16 protein-coding genes are annotated in these 20,378 nt (G+C 72.7%); 4 read left to right on the top strand and 12 right to left on the bottom strand.

Annotation, left to right across the window (positions count from 1 at the left end):
- Window positions 1–375: 375 nt before the first annotated feature.
- Window positions 376–1,068, bottom strand: a complete 693-nt coding sequence (locus ACLVWQ_RS12175; protein WP_362786885.1) for a metal-dependent transcriptional regulator — start codon at window positions 1,066–1,068, stop codon at window positions 376–378.
- A gap of 283 nt (window positions 1,069–1,351) precedes the next feature.
- On the opposite strand from ACLVWQ_RS12175, the gene ACLVWQ_RS12170 reads away from it, so the two are divergent.
- Window positions 1,352–2,107 (top strand): SIS domain-containing protein, encoded by a 756-nt coding sequence (locus ACLVWQ_RS12170; protein WP_414108409.1) that lies wholly within the window; start codon window positions 1,352–1,354, stop codon window positions 2,105–2,107.
- Window positions 2,108–2,149: 42 nt separating this feature from the next.
- Here ACLVWQ_RS12170 and ACLVWQ_RS12165 read toward each other — a convergent pair whose 3' ends face one another.
- Complete coding sequence (locus tag ACLVWQ_RS12165) at window positions 2,150–3,121, bottom strand: LysR family transcriptional regulator (protein WP_414108407.1); 972 nt, start codon at window positions 3,119–3,121, stop codon at window positions 2,150–2,152.
- Window positions 3,122–3,243: 122 nt separating this feature from the next.
- Between ACLVWQ_RS12165 and ACLVWQ_RS12160 the strand changes: the two genes are divergently transcribed.
- Window positions 3,244–4,242, top strand: coding sequence for an NADP-dependent oxidoreductase (locus ACLVWQ_RS12160; protein ID WP_414108406.1), 999 nt, complete (start codon window positions 3,244–3,246; stop codon window positions 4,240–4,242).
- Window positions 4,243–4,310: 68 nt separating this feature from the next.
- Here the strand turns inward: ACLVWQ_RS12160 and ACLVWQ_RS12155 are convergent, their stop codons facing one another.
- Complete coding sequence (locus ACLVWQ_RS12155; RefSeq protein ID WP_414108405.1) at window positions 4,311–5,726, bottom strand: PAS domain-containing protein; 1,416 nt, start codon at window positions 5,724–5,726, stop codon at window positions 4,311–4,313.
- Between the two features lie 1,047 nt (window positions 5,727–6,773).
- Between ACLVWQ_RS12155 and ACLVWQ_RS12150 the strand changes: the two genes are divergently transcribed.
- Complete coding sequence (locus tag ACLVWQ_RS12150) at window positions 6,774–7,778, top strand: isopenicillin N synthase family dioxygenase (protein ID WP_414108404.1); 1,005 nt, start codon at window positions 6,774–6,776, stop codon at window positions 7,776–7,778.
- A 72-nt stretch (window positions 7,779–7,850) separates the two neighbouring features.
- Here ACLVWQ_RS12150 and ACLVWQ_RS12145 read toward each other — a convergent pair whose 3' ends face one another.
- A complete protein-coding gene (locus tag ACLVWQ_RS12145; RefSeq protein ID WP_414108402.1) occupies window positions 7,851–8,951 on the bottom strand; it encodes a citrate synthase 2 in 1,101 nt (366 codons plus the stop codon).
- Between the two features lie 295 nt (window positions 8,952–9,246).
- Here ACLVWQ_RS12145 and pdxH point away from each other — a divergent pair, with 295 nt between their 5' ends.
- Complete coding sequence (gene pdxH, locus ACLVWQ_RS12140) at window positions 9,247–9,954, top strand: pyridoxamine 5'-phosphate oxidase (RefSeq protein ID WP_414108400.1); 708 nt, start codon at window positions 9,247–9,249, stop codon at window positions 9,952–9,954.
- 20 nt (window positions 9,955–9,974) lie between these two features.
- On the opposite strand, the gene ACLVWQ_RS12135 is transcribed toward pdxH, so the two are convergent.
- The 8 genes from ACLVWQ_RS12135 to ACLVWQ_RS12100 form a co-directional block, all read right to left on the bottom strand.
- The gene (locus ACLVWQ_RS12135; protein ID WP_414108399.1) at window positions 9,975–10,589 is read right to left on the bottom strand and encodes a TetR/AcrR family transcriptional regulator; all 615 of its coding nucleotides are present in this window, start codon (window positions 10,587–10,589) and stop codon (window positions 9,975–9,977) included.
- Window positions 10,577–11,362, bottom strand: a complete 786-nt coding sequence (locus ACLVWQ_RS12130) for an enoyl-CoA hydratase family protein (protein WP_414108398.1) — start codon at window positions 11,360–11,362, stop codon at window positions 10,577–10,579. Before ACLVWQ_RS12130 ends, ACLVWQ_RS12135 begins: the two co-directional genes overlap by 13 nt.
- Entirely contained in the window at window positions 11,359–12,960 is a 1,602-nt protein-coding gene (locus ACLVWQ_RS12125) for a 4-coumarate--CoA ligase family protein (protein WP_414108481.1), read from the bottom strand. Before ACLVWQ_RS12125 ends, ACLVWQ_RS12130 begins: the two co-directional genes overlap by 4 nt.
- 74 nt (window positions 12,961–13,034) lie before the next feature.
- Window positions 13,035–14,201 (bottom strand): acyl-CoA dehydrogenase family protein, encoded by a 1,167-nt coding sequence (locus ACLVWQ_RS12120; RefSeq protein ID WP_414108397.1) that lies wholly within the window; start codon window positions 14,199–14,201, stop codon window positions 13,035–13,037.
- Between the two features lie 122 nt (window positions 14,202–14,323).
- Window positions 14,324–16,201 (bottom strand): acetyl/propionyl/methylcrotonyl-CoA carboxylase subunit alpha, encoded by a 1,878-nt coding sequence (locus tag ACLVWQ_RS12115; RefSeq protein ID WP_414108396.1) that lies wholly within the window; start codon window positions 16,199–16,201, stop codon window positions 14,324–14,326.
- A gap of 20 nt (window positions 16,202–16,221) precedes the next feature.
- Window positions 16,222–17,820 (bottom strand): acyl-CoA carboxylase subunit beta, encoded by a 1,599-nt coding sequence (locus ACLVWQ_RS12110; RefSeq protein WP_414108395.1) that lies wholly within the window; start codon window positions 17,818–17,820, stop codon window positions 16,222–16,224.
- Window positions 17,817–19,562 (bottom strand): acyclic terpene utilization AtuA family protein, encoded by a 1,746-nt coding sequence (locus ACLVWQ_RS12105; RefSeq protein ID WP_414108394.1) that lies wholly within the window; start codon window positions 19,560–19,562, stop codon window positions 17,817–17,819. Before ACLVWQ_RS12105 ends, ACLVWQ_RS12110 begins: the two co-directional genes overlap by 4 nt.
- On the bottom strand, window positions 19,559–20,353 hold the full coding sequence (locus ACLVWQ_RS12100; RefSeq protein WP_414108393.1) for a TIGR03084 family metal-binding protein: 795 nt from the start codon (window positions 20,351–20,353) through the stop codon (window positions 19,559–19,561). The genes ACLVWQ_RS12105 and ACLVWQ_RS12100 overlap by 4 nt, the downstream gene beginning before the upstream one ends.
- Between the last annotated feature and the right edge of the window lie 25 nt (window positions 20,354–20,378).

The following is a 20,378-nucleotide window of genomic DNA, read 5'->3' as shown; positions in this document are numbered from 1 at the left end:
TCGGGAGCGGGCGGAGGTCGCCGCAAGATGCCTGGTCAAAGACGCGCCCCTGAGTACGCCACCGCGTACGACGGCGGCCTGCCGGGCGTACGAAAACCCGCGCGACCACGCGGAAAAAGACCTTGAAACCGGCCCCGCTCCCCGTTCACGCGTGTGCGCACACCGCACACACAGCCCCGCCGCCCGCAGTCCGCCGCCACCCGCCCGCCGCCGACCACCCGTCGCGAGGAGTCCGGCCGCGGCACGTCCGGCCGTGCGGTCGCCGGTCAACCGCCTGTCCTCGTCCCGTCCGTGCGCACCGGCCTCCGACGGCTCCGCCACGAAGCCGTCCTGCCGCCCGCCGCCCGCCGCCCGCCGCCCGCCGCTACCGCACCGCTATCGCTTCGCCACGAACACGTGGGACGCGACGTCCGACTCCAGCTCCGCGGCTTCTCCGCCGCTGCCCACGAGCACTCCGCCCGCGGACTCCGTCACGCTCACGACCGAGCCCGGCTGTACGCCGGCCCGCCGCAGCGTGTACATCAGCTGCGCGTCCGTCTGGATCGGCTCGCCGATACGGCGTACGACGACCGTCTTGCCGTCGAGGCCGGGGTCGAGGTCGGCCAGCGAGACCATGCCCGCGTCCAGGAAGGGATCCGCCCCGTCCTTCTCGCCCAGCTCCTCCAGGCCCGGGATCGGGTTCCCGTACGGCGACTCGGTCGGGTGGCGCAGCAGCTCCAGCACCCGGCGCTCGACCGCCTCGCTCATCACGTGCTCCCAGCGGCAGGCCTCCGCGTGCACCTGCTCCCACTCCAGGCCGATCACGTCGACGAGCAGACACTCGGCGAGGCGGTGCTTGCGCATCACGCGCGTGGCCAGCCGGCGGCCCTCCTCCGTGAACTCCAGGTGGCGGTCGCTGGCCACGGCGACCAGGCCGTCGCGCTCCATGCGCGCCACGGTCTGGCTGACGGTCGGCCCGCTCTGGTCGAGCCGCTCGGCGATCCGGGCGCGCATGGGGACCACACCTTCCTCCTCCAGCTCGAGGATGGTGCGGAGATACATCTCCGTGGTGTCGATCAGTCCGGACATACGTGCCCCTTGATTAGCTCTGCCGGAGGCTGGGTCGCTCACCGGCGTGTGCGCTGGCCCTGGCATCAATTCTGACGCATCCCACCGACAACCGTGCCGCGCCGTTGAAACCACGTGGTGACGATCGCCCGCGCGGCTCGGCCGGATCCGGCGCCCTGCCGGGTGGGAAGCCAGGTGCGAAGGGGCCCTCGTGCCCCAGTGTCGCCCCTGTGGAGCGTATTGACACAGCAGTGGTCCAGACCGCAACGTGATCCGCGACACGACAGCGGAAGGGGCTTCGCGGATGAGCGACAGCAGTCTGGCCGGGCAGTTCTTCGACGCCGCGATCGGCCTGCTGCAGCGGGTGCGGGACGAGGAGGCACCGACGATCGCGACCGCCGGGACGATGATCGCGGACACGGTGGCGGACGGCGGCCGGCTCTTCGCCTTCGGCGCCGGGCACTCGTCGCTGGCCGCGCAGGACCTCGTCTACCGCGCGGGCAGTCTCGCGCTGATGAACCTGCTCGCCGTGCCGGGCGCGGTCGGTGTCGACGTCATGCCGGCCACGCTTGGTTCCGCCCTGGAGCGGGTCGACGGCCTCGCGAGCGCGGTTCTCCGCGCCAGTCCGGCCCGCGCGGGCGACCTCCTGGTGATCGTCTCCCTCTCCGGACGCAACGCGCTCCCCGTCGAGATGGCGATGACCGCCCGCGCCCTCGGGCTCAAGGTCATCGGGGTCACGTCGGTCGCGTACGCCGCCGAGACGGCGTCCCGGCACGCGTCGGGGACGTATCTGAAGGACCACTGCGACGTCGTGCTCGACTCGAAGATCGCGATGGGTGACGCGGAGCTGACGCTCGACACCATCGCGGCGCCCTTCGCGTCCGCCTCCACGGTCGTCACGTCGGCCCTCCTCCAGTCGGTCATGGCGACCGCGGCGGGTGTCCTCGCGGACCGCGGGACCGAGCCGCCGCTGCTGCGGTCGGGGAACGTGGACGGCGGCCTCGAATGGAACGACCGCGTCTTCGAGGAGTACGCGGACCGGATCTTCTACTGGCGGTAGCGGTACGCGTCGTGGCACCGGCCACGCGTCCTGATCGGTCGGTCAGACGGCCGAGCGCAGTCCCCGGTGCGCGGCGTGCCCGTTCCCCGGCGAACCGGCCGGGCGGTGTTCGGCCCGCGGTGCGGCGGCGGACCTCCGCTCCGCCGCCGGGGCGGTCAGCACGGCCTCGGCCGCCAGCCGGAGACTCCCGAGCAGCGGATTCGGGTCGCCCTTGCGGCTGACCAGGACGACCTGGCTGGGAGGAGCGCCCTCGATCGGCACGGTGACGAGGTCGGGCCGCAGCGAGCTGCGCCGGTCACCGGCCGGCAGCACGGCGATCGCCACGCCGCTCGCGACGAGTTCGAGCTTGTCCTCGTAGCTTTCGACCGGCGGCAGACCGGCCCCGAGGATCCGGTACGAGATCCAGTCCTCGGTCTCCAGCGCGCACGGCGCCGCCTCCTCGCCGGCCAGCTCCTCCGCCGTCACCGACGCGCGGCCGGCCAGCGGATGCCCGCGCGGGACCACCAGCATCCGGGGCTCCTCGTACAGCGGGGTGGTGAACACCTCGTCGGCGGCGAGCGGCAGCGGGGCCCGCGCGACCAGGGCGTCGATGCTCTTGTCGGCCAGCGCGCCGATGTCACGGCAGCTCAGATGCCGGGCGGCGATCTCGGCGTCCGGATGACGGCGGCGCAGTTCCCGTACGGCGGGGGTGATCACCAGGTCCTCGACGTAACCGATGGTGATGCGCTCGGTCCCGGCCTGTTCCCGCACGGCCAGCTCGGCCTGGCGTGCGGCCCGCAGCAGGGCCTGCCCGCGGGGGAGGAACGTCCGGCCGGCCGGGGTGAGCCGGGCGCCCTGGGGTGTGCGGTCGAGCAGCCGGGTGCCGAGATGGTCCTCCAGCCGCTTGATCTGGCGGCTCAGCGCCGGCTGGGCCAGGTGCAGGTCGGCGGCCGCCCGGCCGAAGTGCTGGTGCTCCGCCACCACGGTGAAGTAGCGCACCAGCCGCAGTTCCAGATCCTGTCCGAGATCGTTCACGCTTCCAGCGTACGTGTCATGCCGTTTCGGAATGATCGGGTTGCCGAACCGGTCTTGGACGGCCCTGCCGCCCTGGGCCTTGACTGAAGGAGCAACGTCTCCCCGAGAAAGCGACAGACGCGATGAAGGCGATCCAGTTCCACGAAGCCGGCGGGCCGGAAGTTCTGCGGTACGACGAGGTGCCGGTTCCCGGGGTCGGTCCGGGCGAGGTGCTCGTCCAGGTGCACGCGGTGGGCGTCAACCCGCCGGACTGGTACCTGCGGGAGGGGATGAAGGTCATGCCGGCCGAGATGAGGCCGACGCTGGAGTTCCCCCTGACCCCCGGAACGGACCTGTCGGGCGTGGTGCGGGCGGTCGCCCCGGACGTGCGCGGGTTCGCCGTCGGCGACGAGGTCTTCGGCATGCTGCGGTTCCCCGGATTCGACGGCCGGACGTACGCCGAGTACGTGGCCGCGCCGGCCTCCGACCTGGCCCACAAGCCGACCGGTATCGACCACGTGCGGGCGGCCGGGGCGCCGATGGCCGTGCTCACGGCCTGGCAGTTCCTGGTCGATCTCGGCCACGACGTGCCGTCCCCCTTCACCGGCCGGGTGCACCGTCCCGTGCCGATCACGCCGGGGACGACCGTGCTGGTCAACGGGGCCGCCGGTGGAGTGGGCCACTTCGCGGTGCAACTGGCCAAATGGCAGGGGGCACACGTCGTCGCGGTGGCCTCGGGCCGGCACGAGCAGTTCCTGCGCGAGCTCGGCGCGGACGAGTTCATCGACTACACCACGACCCGGGCCGCGGACGTGGTCAGCGATGTCGACCTGGTGATCGACGCCGTCGGCGGCCCGGACAGCTCACGCTTCCTGACCGTGCTCAAGCGCGGCGGCACCATGCTTCCGGTGTTCTTCGCCGAGTACGACCCGGCGGAGACGGCGCGCCTGGGCATCACGGTGTCGAACATCCAGGTGCGCTCCAACGGCCCCCAGCTCGCCGAGATCGGGCGCCTGTTCGACGAGGGCAGGCTCCAGGTCGGGCTGGACAGCACCTACCCGCTGTCCGAAGCGGCCGACGCGCACACGCGGGCCGCGCGGGGCCACATCCAAGGCAAGATCGTACTGACGGTGGCCCCCTGACCCCCTGACCGCCGGACCTCAGCTCCGAAGTCAGCCCGGGGGTCAGTCCCGGACCTCAGCCCCCGGGGTCAGTCCCGGGGACCGGTCCATCGCCCGCCGTCGGACCTCTGCTCCAGCACCCCCGCCAGATCCAGCGCCGCCGCGATCCGGACGGCCACATCCTCCGCGTACGTCGCGTCGAACCGTTCGAACCGGGTGCGGCTCGCGCCGCGCAGGAACGTCACCACCCCCAGCGTCCGCCCCCGGCTGCGCAGCACCACGCACAGGGCGTGCACCGAGTCCGCGGGCCACTGCCGGGCGGCGGCCCAGTCGCGGGCCCGGCCCGGCTCGGTCGCCCCCGCGCTGGCCCGTACGGAACCGGTCCGCTCGACGCACTGGAGGGCCGGATGCCCGTCGGCGTACCGGACGGGCAGGCCCGCGCGGCCCGCGGGCAGGCTGGGGCCCGGCGCGCCGGCGGGCGTGGCGGGACCCCGTACCAGCCGTACGGGTTCCTCGCCGTCGCGCACCCAGCCACCGGCCACCCGGTCGATCAGCGCGTGGTCGGCGAACCCGGCCAGCGCGAAGTCGAGGTGGACCGACGCCGCCTCCGCCGGGTCCTCGCACTCGGCGGCGGCGCGCGCCGCCCGGTGCAGCTGATTGGTCCTGAACCGCAGGAGCGACGCCTCCTGCTCGGTCTGCTTGCTCTCGGTCACGTCCTGGAAGAGCCAGCCCACACCGAGCGGAACCGGTTCTTCCGTGAGCGGCGAGGCGAGCCGCAGGAAGCCGCTGCGCCAGCAACGGCGCTGCTCGCCCTCCGCGGTCCGCACGGTCACCCACATCTCGGCGGGCGCCGGCGGCGCGCCCTCCGCGAGCACGTGCGTGAGCGCGCTCTCCAGCTCCTCCACGCCCTGCGCGAGCAACTCGCCCAGGGGACGGCCCAGTACGGCGGTACGCCCCGTGCCGAGCGCGCGCGCCGCGTGGGCGTTGACCACGGCGGGCCGCAGGTCGGCGTCGACGAGCACGACACCCCAGGAGGCGTCGTCGAACAGCGCCTCGCTCAGGGCGATGGACCGCTCCAGATCTATCTGCGCGTGCACCTCGCTGAAGGCGCAGTACACCCCGGCCGGCTTCCCGTCGGGCCCCGGCACGGCGGCCGACTGGGTCCGTACGAGCACCCGGCCGCCCTCCTTGGTGAGCAGCGCGAACTCATGGACCTGCCGCCCCGGGGCCCGCATCGCGGACAGCAGCCGCCCCTCGACCTCCTGGGCGTCCGCGGTCCGCACGGCCCACCCGGCGAAGCCGTGCCGCCCGACCGCGTCGGCCGCGCTCCAGCCGAGGATCCGCTCGGCCTCCCGGTTCCAGTGCGTCACCACTCCGTCGGCGTCGAACGCGCACAGCGCCGCGTCCATCCCGTCGAGCAGAGCGGCGAGCAGATCGGCCCCGTCCCGCTCAGGCTCGTGCGGCCCGAGCTCGTCCGTGGTCCCGCTACGCCGTGAAGCACTCACCTGGCACCCCCTGCAGGCCGTGTCGGCGTGTCCTGCGCGGTGTGCCCGCGCGCCTGTCCACTCACTACGAACACTACGAATCACTCACTAGGAATCATTCAACTCGAACGTGACGCAGCCCACATCTGGTTCCCACAAGATTGAGGAAATCGTTGCGCACGTGCACTTCGGCCCCGGTCGGCCCGAGTGGGCGGCCGTCCGACCAGGCGTCGGACCGGCCGTCGGACCAGCCGTCGGACCGGGTCTCCGGATCTTCGTCGTTCCGGCACCCTCCACAAGATCGCTTCCCAGGTCGACGCCGTCAACGCCTCAACGCGTCGGCGTCCCGGAAAATCACCGCCCCGATAAATCACTTGAGCCCCGGCGCGACGCTTCCTAGGGTGTGACCACGCCGAAAGGAGGTGATCGGGTACATGTCTGAAACCCGGACCAGCGAGGTGGCTGCGGGCTAGCGGCCCGTCACCACATTCAGTGCGGTGCCGGACCAGCGCGTGATACGAGCGTGCAGCCGGCCCAATCTCAAGCAGTCACCCGACCCGCGTGCTCGCCGGTAAGTCCGGCCGGCTCCCTCCTCGGAGGGGACCAGAGTGCGCGGGTCGTCCGCGTTCGCCGTGTCCCGATGGGGAGCCGTCCCGGCCCCCTGGTCCCGGCTGCACCTGGTCCCGACTGCCCCTGGCTCCGGCTCCCGCGTAGGCGAATGTCGGCCTTCATGGGCGAATACCGGCCAGATGATCCCGGTCTCGGGCATATGCCCTGGCCGGCAGTATCCTGAACGCATGCTTCCGATACTCGTCCGGCGCCGGCACGTGGACTACGTGCGCGTCACGAGCATGGGCTGTCGGCGTTCCGCCTGACCCCGGCCCTTCTCTCTCCTCCCCTCTCCTCCCCTCTCCTCTCCCTCTCTCCTTTGCTCCTCTCCTTTGCTCCTCTCCTTTGCTCCTCTCCTTTGCTCCTATCTCCCTCTCCGTCTCTCCTTTCCACCGGCACCCGTGGCCCACGCCCCACCCCTGGCGGCCGCCCGGCCCCGTACCCATGCGGACGCACACCATGACGAACGTGTCGACGACCCCGTCGTACCAGCAGCTGCCGATCATCGACCTCTCCGCGGCCGCCCGCGGCCCCCAGGCGCGTGCCCTGCTCCGCGCCCAACTGCACAGCGCCGCCCACGACGTGGGGTCCTTCCAGCTCGTCGGGCACGGGGTGAGCCAGGCCGAGACCGCCGCGCTGCTCGACGCGACGCACCGCTTCTTCGCCCTCGACGAGGCCGACCGGACCGCGCTCGACACGGTCAACTCCCCGCACTTCCGCGGCTACACGCGCGCCGACGGCACCCGCGACCGGCGCGAGCAGTTCGACATCGGCGCCGAGCGGCCCGCCCGGGTTCCCGGGCCCGGCGAGCCCGCGTACTGGTGGCTCCAGGGGCCCAACCAGTGGCCCGCCGCGCTGCCGGAGCTGCGGACCGCCGCCCTCGCGTGGATCGACCGGCTCGGTTCCCTCGCGGCGCGGCTCCTGCGCGAGTTGCTCGCCTCCGTCGGCGCGCCCGCCGGCTTCTACGACCCGGTCCTCGGCGAGCGGGCCCATCCGCGGCTCAAGCTGGTCAGGTATCCGGGCCAGGGCGGTCAGGAGGCCGCGGCGCACAAGGACCACGGGTTCCTGACGTTGCTGCTGCAGGACGAGGCGGGCGGGTTGCAGGTGGAGCGGGCGGACGGGATCTTCCACGACGTGCGGCCGGTCCCGGGCGCGTTCGTCGTGAACCTCGGTGAGCTGCTGGAGGCCGCCACCGACGGGTATCTGCTCGCCGCCAAGCACCGGGTGACCGGTCCGGCCGGGACCTCCGAGCGGTACCGGCTCTGCGTGCCCTTCCTCCACAACCCCCGGCTGGACGCCCGGATCGAGCCACTGCCCTTCCCGCACGCCCCGCTCGCACCCGTCACGCCCATCACGCCCGTCGCGCCCGTCGCGGAGTACGGGCGCGACGAGTTGCGGGGCAGGATGCGGGCGCACCCGCTGGTCGCGGCCCGCCACCACGCGGAGTCGCCCGCCCCTGTCTGACCTGCGGGTGGCGGCCCTCCGCGGAGCGCCGCCACACGTGCGTGCCCGCCCGTGCCGGGCGGGCACTCGCTCTCAGTGGGCGATGTCCTCGTACCCCTCGATCTCACGCGGATTGCGCGTACCGGGGCCGATGTAGCGCGCGGAGGGCCGTACGAGGCGTCCGGTGCGCTTCTGCTCCAGGATGTGCGCGGACCAGCCCGCGGTACGGGCGCAGGTGAACATCGAGGTGAACATGTGGGCCGGGACCTCCGCGAAGTCCAGCACGATCGCCGCCCAGAACTCGACGTTCGTCGCCAGGACGCGGTCCGGGCGCCGGGCGTGCAGTTCGGCCAGGGCCGCCTTCTCCAGGGCCTCGGCGATCTCGAAGCGCGGGGCTCCCAGTTCCCGGGCGGTGCGGCGCAGCACCCGCGCGCGCGGGTCCTCGGCGCGGTACACCCGGTGGCCGAAGCCCATCAGCCGCTCGCCCCTGTCGAGGGCCTGCCTGACGAACGCTTCGGCGTCGCCCGTGCGTTCGATCTCCTCGATCATGCCGAGGACCCGTGAGGGGGCGCCGCCGTGCAGCGGTCCCGACATGGCGCCGACGGCTCCGGAGAGGGCCGCCGCCACGTCGGCGCCGGTGGACGCGATGACCCGGGCGGTGAACGTGGACGCGTTCATGCCGTGCTCCGCGGCGCTCGTCCAGTAGGCGTCGACCGCCGCCACGTGCTTGGGGTCCGGCTCGCCGCGCCAGCGGATCATGAAGCGCTCGACGACGGACCGCGCCTTGTCGATCTCCCGCTGCGGGACCATCGGCAGGCCCTGGCCGCGGGCGGACTGGGCGACGTACGAGAGGGCCATGACCGCGGCGCGGGCGAGGTCCGCGCGGGCCTGCCGCTCGTCGATGTCGAGGAGCGGTTTGAGGCCCCAGACGGGGGCGAGCATGGCGAGCGCGGACTGGACGTCCACGCGGATGTCCCCGGAGTGGACGGGGATCGGGAACGGCTCGGCGGGCGGCAGGCCGGGGTTGAAGGCTCCGTCGACGAGCAGCCCCCAGACGTTGCCGAAGGAGACGTGGCCGACCAGATCCTCGATGTCGACGCCCCGGTACCGCAGGGCGCCGCCCTCCTTGTCCGGTTCGGCGATCTCCGTCTCGAAAGCGACGACTCCTTCGAGTCCGGGTACGAAGTCGGACATCAGGCGGCTCCTCATGATGTGTGCGACACATGATCTGCGAGATGTGAACTGGACCGTGGTGAATCCCTGAAGGTGCGATCGTCCGGTTACGCGGTCCTCACCTGGACTCGCGGTCCGTACGTCACTCCGGTCATGCCCCGTGCGGTCGGCGGTCACCCAACCGATTCGGCAGCAGGACGATATCTGTTGGTGCCGTCTTTGGGGAGAGTACGCGGCACTGAGTGCCACTCAGTGATGAAGCCCACGCCCGCCGACCGCCCCGCCGACCGCCCCCGGAATACGGCAGGATGACGATGTGACCGACCGTGACCCCGCCCTCGATCCCTCTTCCGCTCCCGACCCGGCCACCGGCCAGGTCCTCGACCCCGCGTCGATGCGCGAGCAGTACCGGGCCGAGGGGATCGACGAGACCGAACTGGCCGACCACCCGATGGAGCAGTTCGCGCGCTGGTTCGCGCAGGCCGCGGCGCAGGGCGCGGTGTACGAGCCGAACGCGATGGTCGTCTCCACGGCGGACGCCGAGGGGCATCCCAGTTCCCGCACGGTGCTGCTGAAGCAGTACGACGAGCGCGGTTTCGTCTTCTTCACCAACTACGAGTCCCGCAAGGCGCGCGAGCTGGCCGAGAACCCGTACGTCTCGCTGCTCTTCCCGTGGCATCCCGTCGCGCGCCAGGTCATCGTGACCGGGACCGCGCGGCGTACGGGGCGTGACGAGACGGCGGCGTACTTCCGTACGAGGCCGCACGGGTCCCAGCTCGGCGCGTGGGCCAGCGCCCAGTCCGCGGTGGTCTCCTCCCGGGCCGAACTGGACGCCTCGTACGCCGAGCTGGCCGCGCGTCATCCCGAGGGGGAGCAGGTGCCCGTGCCGCCGCACTGGGGCGGGTTCCGCGTCGCGCCCCGGACGGTCGAGTTCTGGCAGGGGCGGGAGAACCGGCTGCACGACCGGTTGCGGTACGTGGCCCAGGAGGACGGGGCCTGGCGGGTGGAGCGGCTCAGTCCTTGAGGGGCCGGAGCGCGTGGGCCTCAGCCCAGGGCCACGTCCAGGATCTCGGCCCACTGGCGGACCACGCCCTCCCGGCGGACCGTGTCGTCCGTGAGGAGGTTGGCCAGGCCCAGGCCCCGGGACATGTCCAGGAAGCCCTGGACGGTTTCGCGTACGCCGGGGCGGGACTCGTCGGCGTGCAGCAGCTCCACCGCTATGTGATGGGTCTCGCGGCCCACCCGGCCCTCCAGTTCGGTCACCCGGACCCGCAACTGCTCCTCGTTCGAGGCGGCGACCCAGAGGTGGAGGGCGGCGCGGAACAGAGGGCCCGTGTAGAGGTCGACCAGGGCGGCGACGACGGCACGGCGGTCCGCGGCGCCCTCCGGGAAGAGGGCGCGCAACGCGGTGGAGCGTTCCTCGGCGACGTACTCGACGGCCGCCGTGATGAGGTCCTCGCGGGTCGGGAAGTGGTGCTGGGCCGCGCCCCGCGACACCCCGGCGTGTTCGGCGACGACGGAGACCGTGGAGCCCGCCCAGCCGCGTTCGGCGAGGCAGGCGACGGCGGCTTCGAGGAGGCGTTGCCGGGTGGCGCGGCTGCGGTCCTGTTTGGGGACGCGCTCCACCGGCGCCTGCGCCGCGCCGTTCACCAAACCCATGAGGGATCCCGTCGTTCGAGGAAGGCCGTCATTCCCTCGCGGGCCTGCGCGGAGGAGAACAGCCGGGCCGAGAGGGCGGTCAGGTCGGCCGCGTCCCGGTCGAAGATTTCCAGCACCCTAGCCGTGAGCAGCCGTTTCGTCTCGGCCAGCCCCTGTGGTGCGGATCTTCTCAGCCCGTCAAGCACCGGCGCGAGTACGTCGTCCGCGTCGTGGGCGTCGTCGCCCGCCGCCGTGACGAGGCCGATCCGGGCGGCCTCGGCCGCGTCGAACCTCTCCCCGGTGAGGTAGTAGCGGGCGAGGGCGCGCGGGTCGAGCCTGGCCAGCAGGGGCAGCGAGATCACGGCGGGCGCGACCCCGATGCGTACCTCGGTGAACGCGAACGTGGCGTCCTGGGAGGCGACGGCGATGTCACAGGCGCCGAGCAGCCCGAGGCCGCCCGCCCGCACATGGCCGGTGACGCGGGCCACGACCGGCTTGGGCAGTTCGACGATCTGCCGCAGCAGGGCGACGAGCGCGTCCGGGTGCGGCGGGTCGCGCAGGTCGGCGCCCGCGCTGAAGGTGTTCCCGGTGTGGGTGAGGACGACCGCCCGTACGCCGCTCCCGCCCCCGCTCCCCGCCCCGGCCCCGTCTTCGTCCTCGGCGCACTCCTTGAGCGCGTCCGCCAGTTCCTCCACCAGCCGGGCGGAGAGGGCGTTGCGCCGCTCCGGCGCGTCGAGCGTGAGGGTGGTGATCCCGCGCTCGTACGACCGCCGCACCTGTCGCACCACCGTCATGCGCGCTCCCCCTGTTCTCCCGGCTCTCGCTGTTCCCGTGGTTTCCGCAGTTCCCGGCGCAGGATCTTCCCTGACACGGCCCTCGGCACCTCGTCGATGAAGTCGACGTGCCGGACCTTCTTGTACGGGGCGACGCGCGCGGCGACGAACTCCATGACGTCGGCCGCCGTGAGGCCGGGCGCGGCCGGCTGGCGCACCACGTACGCGTGCGGCCGCTCGTTGTGGTCGGTGTCGTAGACCCCGATGACGGCGGCGTCCGCGATGCCGGGATGCGTGAGCAGGAGTGCTTCGAGTTCGGCGGGGGCCACCTGGTAGCCCTTGTACTTGATGAGTTCCTTGACCCGGTCGACGACGTACAGCCAGCCGTCCGCGTCGACATGGCCGACGTCGCCGGTGTGCAGCCAGCCGTCCGCGTCGATCATCGCGTCCGTGTCGCCGGGCCGCCCCAGGTAGCCCTTCATCACCTGGGGTCCCCGGATGACGATCTCGCCGCGCTCGTCGACGCCGATGTCCTTGCCCGGGTCGTCCAGGGAGACGATGCGCATCTCCGTGCCGGCGATGAGTTTCCCGACGCTGCCCGGCGGCGGGTTCTCCGCGCCCAGCGGGACGACGTGCGTGCCGGGCGAGAGTTCCGTCATGCCGTACGCCTGGCCGACCGGCGGCAGGCCGAGCCGGCGCGCGCACGCTTCGGCGAGTCCGGCGTCCAGGGGAGCGGCGGCGCTGATGACGTACTTGAGCGACGACAGGTCGTAGCCCTCGACGGCCGGGTGCTTGGCGAGCGCGAGCACGATCGGCGGGGCCACGTACAGCGCGGTGATGCGGTGCTTCTCGATGGCCGCGAGGAACGTGTCGAGGTCGAAGCGCGGCAGCACGACCACGGCGGCGCCCTGCCTGAGCGGCCCGTTCATGAGGGCGGTGAGCCCGTAGATGTGGAAGAACGGCAGGACGGCGAGGACGCGGTCGCCGGGGCCCGACGGGACGAGGGGCTCCAGCTGCGCCAGGTTGGTGGCGATGTTCCGGTGGGTGAGCATCACACCCTTGGGGACACCGGTCGTCCCGGAGGAGTACGGGAGGGCCGCCACGTCCGTCACCGGGTCGATGTCGATCTGCGGTTCGGGGGCGGTGGAGCCCAGCATGTCGAGCAGGGAGCGGTGGCCGGGCGCCTGGTCGCAGACGAGGATCTCCCGTACGCCGCCCGCCAGTTCGGCCGCCGCGCGGGCCGTGTCCAGCAGCGGCGACACGGTGACGATCCACCGGGCCGCGCAGTCCCGCAGCTGTTTGGCGAACTCCTCCGCCGTGGCGAGGGGATGCACGGTGGTGACCGACGCGCCCGCGCGGGTGGCCGCGTAGAACGCCGTCGGGAAGGCGACCGTGTTGGGGCTGTGCAGGGCCAACACATCGCCCTTGCGGACGCCGAGTTCGGCGAGCGCGGCGGCGATCCGCCGGTGGAACGTGTCGAGTTGGGCGTACGTGATGGTCGTCCCGTTCACGCCGTCGATCAGCGCGGGGGCGTCACCCCGGGCGGCGGCACGGCCCAGCACCGCCTCGTGGATGGGTTCGTCGACTGCGGGAACGTCGTCGTACTCGCTGCGGAACACCATGGCCGGCCCTTTCCAGCTGTGAGGGAGGGGGGTGGCTGTACGAGAGAGGAGTGGCGGTACGAGCGAGGGTGCTAGTAGGACTTCGGCAGGCCCAGGGTCTGGTGCGAGACGTAGTTGAGGATCATTTCCCTGCTGACGGGGGCGATCCGGGCCACCCGGGACGCGGTGATGAGCGACGCGAGGCCGAACTCGCCGGTCAGGCCGTTGCCGCCGAGGGTGTGCACCGACTGGTCGACGGCCTTCACACAGGCTTCCGCCGCCGCGTACTTGGCCATGTTGGCGGCCTCCCCGGCCCCGGCGTCGTCCCCGCTGTCGTACAGGTGGGCCGCCTTCTGCATCATCAGGCGGGCCAGTTCGAGGTCGATGTGCGCCTGCGCCAGGGGGTGCGCGATGGCCTGGTGGGCGCCGATGGGCTCCCGCCAGACGGTGCGCTCGCGCGCGTAGGCGACGGCCTTGGACAGCGCGTAGCGGCCCATGCCGATCGCGAAGGCGGCGGTCATGACGCGCTCGGGGTTGAGCCCGGCGAAGAGCTGGAGCAGGCCCGCGTCCTCGTCGCCGACGAGTGCGTCGGCGGGCAGCCGTACGTCGTCCAGGGTCAGCTCGAACTGCTTCTCTGCGCCGTGCAGTTCCATGTCGATCCGCCGCCGTCCGAAACCGGGGGCGTCGCGCGGGACGATGAACAGGCAGGGCTTGAGCTTGCCCGTGCGGGCGTCCGCCGTGCGGCCCACGATGAGCGTGGCGTCGGCGATGTCCACGCCCGAGATGAACACCTTGCGGCCCGAGAGGATCCAGTCGGTGCCGTCGTCCGCGTGGCGGGCGGTGGTGGTGATGCGGTGGCTGTTGGATCCTGCGTCGGGTTCGGTGATGCCGAAGGCCATGGTGCGGGAGCCGTCGGCCAGGGCCGGGAGCCACTCCTGTTTCTGGGCCGCCGTGCCGAAGCGGGCGATCACCGTGCCGCAGATGGCAGGTGAGACGACCAGCATGAGCAGGGGACAGCCGGCCGCGCCCAACTCCTCCAGGACGATGGAGAGTTCGGCTATGCCGCCGCCTCCGCCGCCGTACTCCTCGGGGAGGTTCACCCCCAGGTAGCCGAGCTTCGCGGCTTCCGACCACAGCTCGTCGGGGTTCGCGCCCTCCGCGATGACCTTCGTGAGGTACGCGCGGCCGTAGCGGTTGCCGAGGGCTGCCACCGCCGCGCGGAGGGCCTTGTGCTCTTCTGTTTCCTGGACGGTGGTCATACGGCTCCTCAGGGGTGCGGTCCTGTTCGTCGGGAGGGTGCTGGTCCGTCGTGGCTGATCGCGCGGTTCCCCGCGCCCCTAAAAGCCACAGCCGCAGGCACAGGCAGTTGCTCGCGCCCCCGCTAGTCGGGCTCGACGACCGCCAGCACGGTGCCCATCTCCACCTGTTGGCCGGGGGTGACGTGCAGAGCCGTCACCGTGCCCGTCGACGGGGCCGTGATCCGGTGCTCCATCTTCATCGCCTCCAGCCAGATGAGGGGGTCCCCGGCCCGGACGGCGGACCCGGTGGTCAGGCCCTCCGCCGTGCGCACCACCGTGCCGGGCATGGGGGCCAGGAGTGAGCCGGGCGCGTGGTCGGCCTCGGGGGCGGGGAAGCGGGGCAGGGCCGTGAGCGTGGTGCCGTTCACGTAGACGTGGTCGCCGTGCCGGGCCACCTCGAACTTCCTTCGTACGCCGCCTGCTTCGAGCACGACGAGCCCGGGGACCACCCTCACCACGTGGACGCCGTCGGCCGCCGGGCCCCGCCGGGTGTGCCGGTAGTGGACCTCGTGCTCCTCGCCCGCCACGAGGTAACGCCTGCTCTGCGGCTGGGAGGGCAGATTGCGCCAGCCGCCGAACCGGGAGCGGCCGTGGGCGTCGGCGAGCGCGGCGGCCAAGGGGGCGTACGGGTCCGGGGCCGGCGCGGTGAGCTCGGTCAAGTGGCGGGCGTAGAAGGCGGTGTTCATGCGGGCCGCCGTGAACTCCTCGTGGCGCAGGGAGCGTACGAGCAGGTCGCGGTTGGTGGCCGGGCCGTGGACCGTGGCCCGCTCCAGGGCGCCGGCCAGTCTGCGGACCGCCTCGGCCCGGGTGGGCGCGTGGGCGACGGCCTTGGCGAGCATGGCGTCGTAGTGGACGCCGATCGTGTCGCCGTCGCCGTACCCGGTGTCCAGCCGGACGCCGGGTACGGACAGGCGGTGCAGGGTGCCGGCCTGCGGGGCCCAGTCCTGGGACGGGTCCTCGGCGTAGAGGCGGGCCTCGACGGCGTGGCCGGACGGGGCGGGCGGGTCGGCCTCCAGCGGGGTGCCCTCGGCGACGCGCAGTTGCAGGGCGACCAGGTCGATCCCGAACACCGCCTCGGTGACCGGGTGTTCGACCTGGAGGCGGGTGTTCATCTCCAGGAAGTGCACGCGCTTCTCGGAGCCGCCGTCCCCGGAGACCAGGAACTCGACGGTGCCCGCGCCCGTGTAGGCGATCGTGCGGGCGGCCGCCGTCGCCGCCGCGTACAGGCGCCGCTCCACGTCGGGGCCGAGGCCCGGTGCGGGTGCCTCCTCGACGACCTTCTGGTGGCGGCGCTGGAGGGAGCAGTCGCGGGTGCCGAGGGCCCAGACGGTGCCGTGGCCGTCGGCGAGGATCTGCACCTCGACATGGCGCGCGCTCTCGACGTACGGCTCGACGAAGACCGCCCCGTCGCCGAACGCGCTCAGCGCCTCGGCCGAGGCCGCCGCCAACTCGTCCTTGAGCGCGTCGAGTTCGCGGACGATCCGCATGCCCCGGCCGCCGCCGCCCGCCGCCGCCTTCACCAGGACCGGCAGGTCGGCCCCGGTCACCTCGGCCGGGTCCAGGGGGGCGAGCAGCGGCACCCCGGCAGCCGCCATCAGGTCCTTGGCGCGGGTCTTGGACGCCATCGCCTCGATCGCCTCGGGGGGCGGTCCGATCCAGCCGAGGCCGGCGTCGAGGACGGCCCGCGCGAAGTCGGCGTTCTCGGAGAGGAAGCCGTATCCGGGGTGGACGGCGTCGGCGCCCGCCGCGAGCGCGGCCTTCACGATCAGGTCGCCGCGCAGATACGTCTCGGCGGGCGACGCGCCCGGCAGGCGTACGGCGGTGTCGGCCACGCGCGTGTGCAGGGCGTGCTCGTCGGCGTCCGAGTACACCGCGACCGTACGGATGCCCAGTTCGTGGCAGGTGCGGAAGACCCGGCAGGCGATCTCACCGCGGTTGGCGACCAGCAGACTCGAAATCATGGAACCTCTCACCAGCCCTCTCACATCCGGAAGACGCCGAAGCCGCCGCGCGCGCCCTCGTAGGGGGCCGTGTGGATCGCGGACAGGCACAGGCCGAGGACGGTCCGGGTGTCGCGCGGGTCGATGACCCCGTCGTCGTACAGCCGCCCGGACAGGAACATCGGCAGGGACTCGGACTCGATCTGCTGCTCCACCATGGCGCGCAGGGCGGCGTCCGCGTCGTCGTCGTACGGCTGCCCCTTCGCGGCGGCGGACTGCCGGGCCACGATCGACAGGACCCCGGCCAGCTGCTGCGGGCCCATGACGGCGGACTTGGCGCTGGGCCAGGCGAACAGGAACCGCGGGTCGTACGCGCGCCCGCACATCCCGTAGTGCCCGGCCCCGTACGAGGCGCCCAGGAGCACGGAGAGGTGCGGTACGCGGCTGTTGCTGACCGCGTTGATCATCATCGCGCCGTGCTTGATGATGCCGCCCTGCTCGTACTCCTTGCCGACCATGTATCCGGTGGTGTTGTGCAGGAAGAGCAGCGGGATGTCGCGCTGGTTGGCCAGCTGGATGAACTGGGCGGCCTTCTGCGACTCCTCGCTGAAGAGCACGCCGCGCGCGTTGGCGAGGATGCCGACCGGATAGCCGTGGAGGGTGGCCCAGCCGGTGGTGAGGCTCGTCCCGTAGAGGGGCTTGAACTCGTCGAAGTCGGAGCCGTCGACGATCCGCGCGACGACCTCGCGGGGGTCGAAGGGGGTGCGCAGATCGCCGGGAACGATGCCGAGCAGCTCCTCCTCGTCGTACTTGGGCGGCTCGGCCGGGCCGGGATCCCCGTACGCCTTGCGGTGGTTGAGGCGGGCGACCACGCGCCGCGCCTGCCGCAGGGCGTCCCGCTCGTCGACGGCGAAGTAGTCCGCGAGCCCCGACACGCGCGCGTGCATCTCGGCGCCGCCCAGCGACTCGTCGTCGCTCTCCTCGCCGGTGGCCATCTTGACCAGCGGCGGCCCGCCGAGGAAGACCTTCGCGCGCTCCTTGACCATGATCACGTGGTCGGACATGCCGGGGATGTACGCGCCGCCCGCGGTGGAGTTCCCGAAGACGACGGCGACGGTGGGGATACCGGCGGCGGAGAGCCGGGTCAGGTCGCGGAAGACGGCCCCGCCCGGGATGAAGATCTCCTTCTGGGAGGGCAGGTCGGCGCCGCCCGACTCGACGAGACTGATGGCCGGCAGCCGGTTGGCGTACGCGATGTCGTTGGCGCGCAGGGCCTTCTTCAGGCTCCAGGGGTTGCTGGCGCCGCCGCGTACGGTCGGGTCGTTGGCCGTGATCAGGCACTCGACGCCCTCGACGACGCCGATGCCCGTGACGAGCGAGGCGCCGGTCGTGTAGTCGCTCCCCCAGGCGGCGAGGGGCGACAGTTCGAGGAACGGCGTGTCGGGGTCCAGGAGCAGCTCTACGCGTTCGCGGGCGAGCAGTTTGCCGCGTTTCCGGTGCCGGGCCACGTACTTCTCGCCGCCGCCCGCGAGGGCCTTGGCGTGCTCGGTGTCGAGGTCGGCGAGCTTGCCGAGCATCGCCTCGCGGTGGGCGGCGTAGTCGGCGGAGGAGGTGTCCAGCGAGGATGCCAGGACCGTCACAGCAGTACCTCCGGGATGTCGAGGTGGCGGGAGCGCAGCCATTCGCCGAGCGCCTTGGCCTGCGGGTCGAAGCGGTGCTGCGCGGCGACGCCCTCGCCGAGGATCCCCTCGACGACGAAGTTCAGGGCGCGCAGGTTCGGCAGCACATGGCGTACGACGGTCAAGTCGGCGGTCTCCGGGAGGAGTTCGCGCAGCCGGTCGGTGGTGAGGGTGTGGGCGAGCCAGCGCCAGGCGTCGTCCGTGCGCACCCAGACGCCGATGTTCGCGTTGCCGCCCTTGTCGCCGCTGCGGGCTGCGGCGACGAGCCCGAGGGGCGCGCGGCGCACGGCGGAACCGGTGGTGGCGGGGAGGGGCTCGGGCAGCAACGGTTCATCGTCGGGCTGAGGCTGGGACTGGGGCTGGAGTACGAGGGTGTCCTGGGCCGGGGCCACCTGGATCCGGTGCCCGTCGTGGAGGACCGCCACGTGGTCGACGTCCGCGTGGGGCACGTACACGTCCTCGAAGACCCCGTAGGGGGCGCCCTTCCCCGGTGGTGCCAGTACGTGGAATCCGGGGTAGCTGCCGAGGGCCAGTTCGACGGCGGCTCCACTGAGGGTGCGGCCCACCGCTTCCTGACCGGGGTCGCGCACGACGAGCCGGAGCAGGGCGCTCGCGGTCTCCTCGGTGGGCGCGTCGGGCCGGTCGGTGCGGGCGAGTTCCCAACGGACCTCGGCGGGGCGGGACTTGGCGGCGGCGAGCGCGGCCTCCATCTGGGCCCGCGCGAAGGCGGCCTTCGCCTCGATGTCGAGCCCGGTCAGCACGAAGACGACCTCGCCGCGGAAACCGCCGAGGCGGTTGAGCCCGACCTTGAGGGTGGGCGGCGGCGCCTCACCCCGTGTCCCGGTCAGCCGTACCCGGTCGGGGCCCTCCTGGGTGAGGTGGACCGAGTCGAGGCGGGAGGTGACGTCGGGGCCCGCGTACCGGGCGCCGGAGGTCTCGTACAGGAGCTGGGCGGTGACCGTGCCGACGTCCACGACGCCGCCGGTGCCGTCGTGCTTGGTGATGACGCTGGTGCCGTCCTCGTGGAGCTCGGCGACGGGGAAGCCCGGATGGTGCAGGCGGGCCGGGGCGTGCTCGGTGAAGAAGGCGTAGTTGCCGCCGGTGGCCTGGGTGCCGCACTCCAGGACGTGCCCGGCGACGACGGCGCCCGCGAGCCGGTCGTAGGCGTCCGGGGCCCATCCGAAGTGGGCGGACGCGGGCCCGGTGACCAGCGCGGCGTCGGTGACCCGGCCGGTGACGACGATGTCCGCGCCCTCACGGAGGCAGGCGGCGATGCCCTCACCGCCGAGGTAGGCGTGCGCGGCGAGGTTCCCGGCGCCGGGGTACCGGGCGGTGAGGTCGTCGCCCTCGACGTGGGCGACCCGCGCGGGGATGCCGAGCCGCGTCGCCAACTCCCTTACGGCGTCGGCGAGTCCGGCCGGGTTGAGCCCGCCGGCGTTGGCCACGATCCGTACGCCCCGCTCGTGCGCGAGCCCGAGGCACTCCTCCAACTGCCGCAGGAAGGTGCGCGCGTAGCCGCCCGCGGGGTTCTTGAGGCGGTCGCGGCCGAGGATGAGCATGGTGAGTTCGGCGAGGTAGTCCCCGGTCAGGACGTCCAGCGGACCGCCGGTGAGCATCTCGCGCATGGCGTCGAAGCGGTCGCCGTAGAAGCCGGAGGCGTTGCCGATTCGGAGAGGCCGGAGCCCGGGGCGAGGGCCGGTCACTCCGTGGCCCCCTTCGGCGCGCGGCCCGCGCCGGGCGGACCGGCGAACGCCTGGGCGATCTCCAGCCACCGATCGGCGTCGGGGCCCTCGGCCCGCACGGCGAGGTCGTCGCGGTGGGCCCGCTGGGTGACGAGGAGGCAGAAGTCCAGGGCGGGCCCGGTGACGCGCTGCCCGGCGCCCTCGGGCCCGTAGGTCCACAACTCACCCGAGGGTGCGGCAAGTTCGACGCGGAACTCCTCCTCGGGCGGAGTGAGCCCGCGTACCCCGAAGGCGAAGTCCCGGGCCCGCACACCGATGCGCACGACATGCCGGAGCCGGTCCGTGGGCTCCCTCGTCACCCGCAGCGCGTCGGCGACGTCCTGTCCATGGGCCCAGGTCTCCATGAGCCGGCCCGTCGCCATGGAGGCGATCGACATGGGTGGCCCGTACCAGGGGAAACGCGTCCCGGCGGGTGCCGTGCGCAGGGCTTTCTCCAGTGCCTCCCGCCCGGCACGCCACTCGGCGAGGAGCCGGTCCGGGGGCAGGGCGGCCCCCTGCTCCGCACCCTCGTCCACGAAGCCGTGGGGCGAGGCGAGCGCCTTCTCCACCTCCTGCGCGAAGGCCGCGGTGTCGGTCACGGCGAGGAGGGCGGACCGGTCGGTCCAGGTGAGGTGCGCGATCTGGTGGGCGATGGTCCACCGGGGTGCGGGGGTGGCGAGCGCCCAGCGCTCGGCCGCCAACTCCCCTACCAGCTGATCGAGTTGCTCGCTCTCCCGGCACAGATCGTCGATCACGGACGACGGGTCGGACACGATGGCGCTCCCCTCGGGGCACGAC

It is taken from the genome of Streptomyces sp. CWNU-52B (assembly GCF_047444975.1).
Taxonomy (GTDB): Bacteria; Actinomycetota; Actinomycetes; order Streptomycetales; family Streptomycetaceae; genus Streptomyces.
This window is presented reverse-complemented; position numbering and strand designations above follow the sequence as displayed.

What these genes read in the sequence shown, in the direction of transcription:
- ACLVWQ_RS12175 (WP_362786885.1), bottom strand. Translation starts at nt 1,068, where the DNA reads ATGTCCGGACTGATCGACACCACGGAGATGTATCTCCGCACCATCCTC.
- ACLVWQ_RS12170 (WP_414108409.1), top strand. Translation starts at nt 1,352, where the DNA reads ATGAGCGACAGCAGTCTGGCCGGGCAGTTCTTCGACGCCGCGATCGGC.
- ACLVWQ_RS12160 (WP_414108406.1), top strand. Translation starts at nt 3,244, where the DNA reads ATGAAGGCGATCCAGTTCCACGAAGCCGGCGGGCCGGAAGTTCTGCGG.
- ACLVWQ_RS12150 (WP_414108404.1), top strand. Translation starts at nt 6,774, where the DNA reads ATGACGAACGTGTCGACGACCCCGTCGTACCAGCAGCTGCCGATCATC.
- ACLVWQ_RS12145 (WP_414108402.1), bottom strand. Translation starts at nt 8,951, where the DNA reads ATGTCCGACTTCGTACCCGGACTCGAAGGAGTCGTCGCTTTCGAGACG.
- ACLVWQ_RS12135 (WP_414108399.1), bottom strand. Translation starts at nt 10,589, where the DNA reads ATGGGTTTGGTGAACGGCGCGGCGCAGGCGCCGGTGGAGCGCGTCCCC.
- ACLVWQ_RS12130 (WP_414108398.1), bottom strand. Translation starts at nt 11,362, where the DNA reads ATGACGGTGGTGCGACAGGTGCGGCGGTCGTACGAGCGCGGGATCACC.
- ACLVWQ_RS12120 (WP_414108397.1), bottom strand. Translation starts at nt 14,201, where the DNA reads ATGACCACCGTCCAGGAAACAGAAGAGCACAAGGCCCTCCGCGCGGCG.
- ACLVWQ_RS12115 (WP_414108396.1), bottom strand. Translation starts at nt 16,201, where the DNA reads ATGATTTCGAGTCTGCTGGTCGCCAACCGCGGTGAGATCGCCTGCCGG.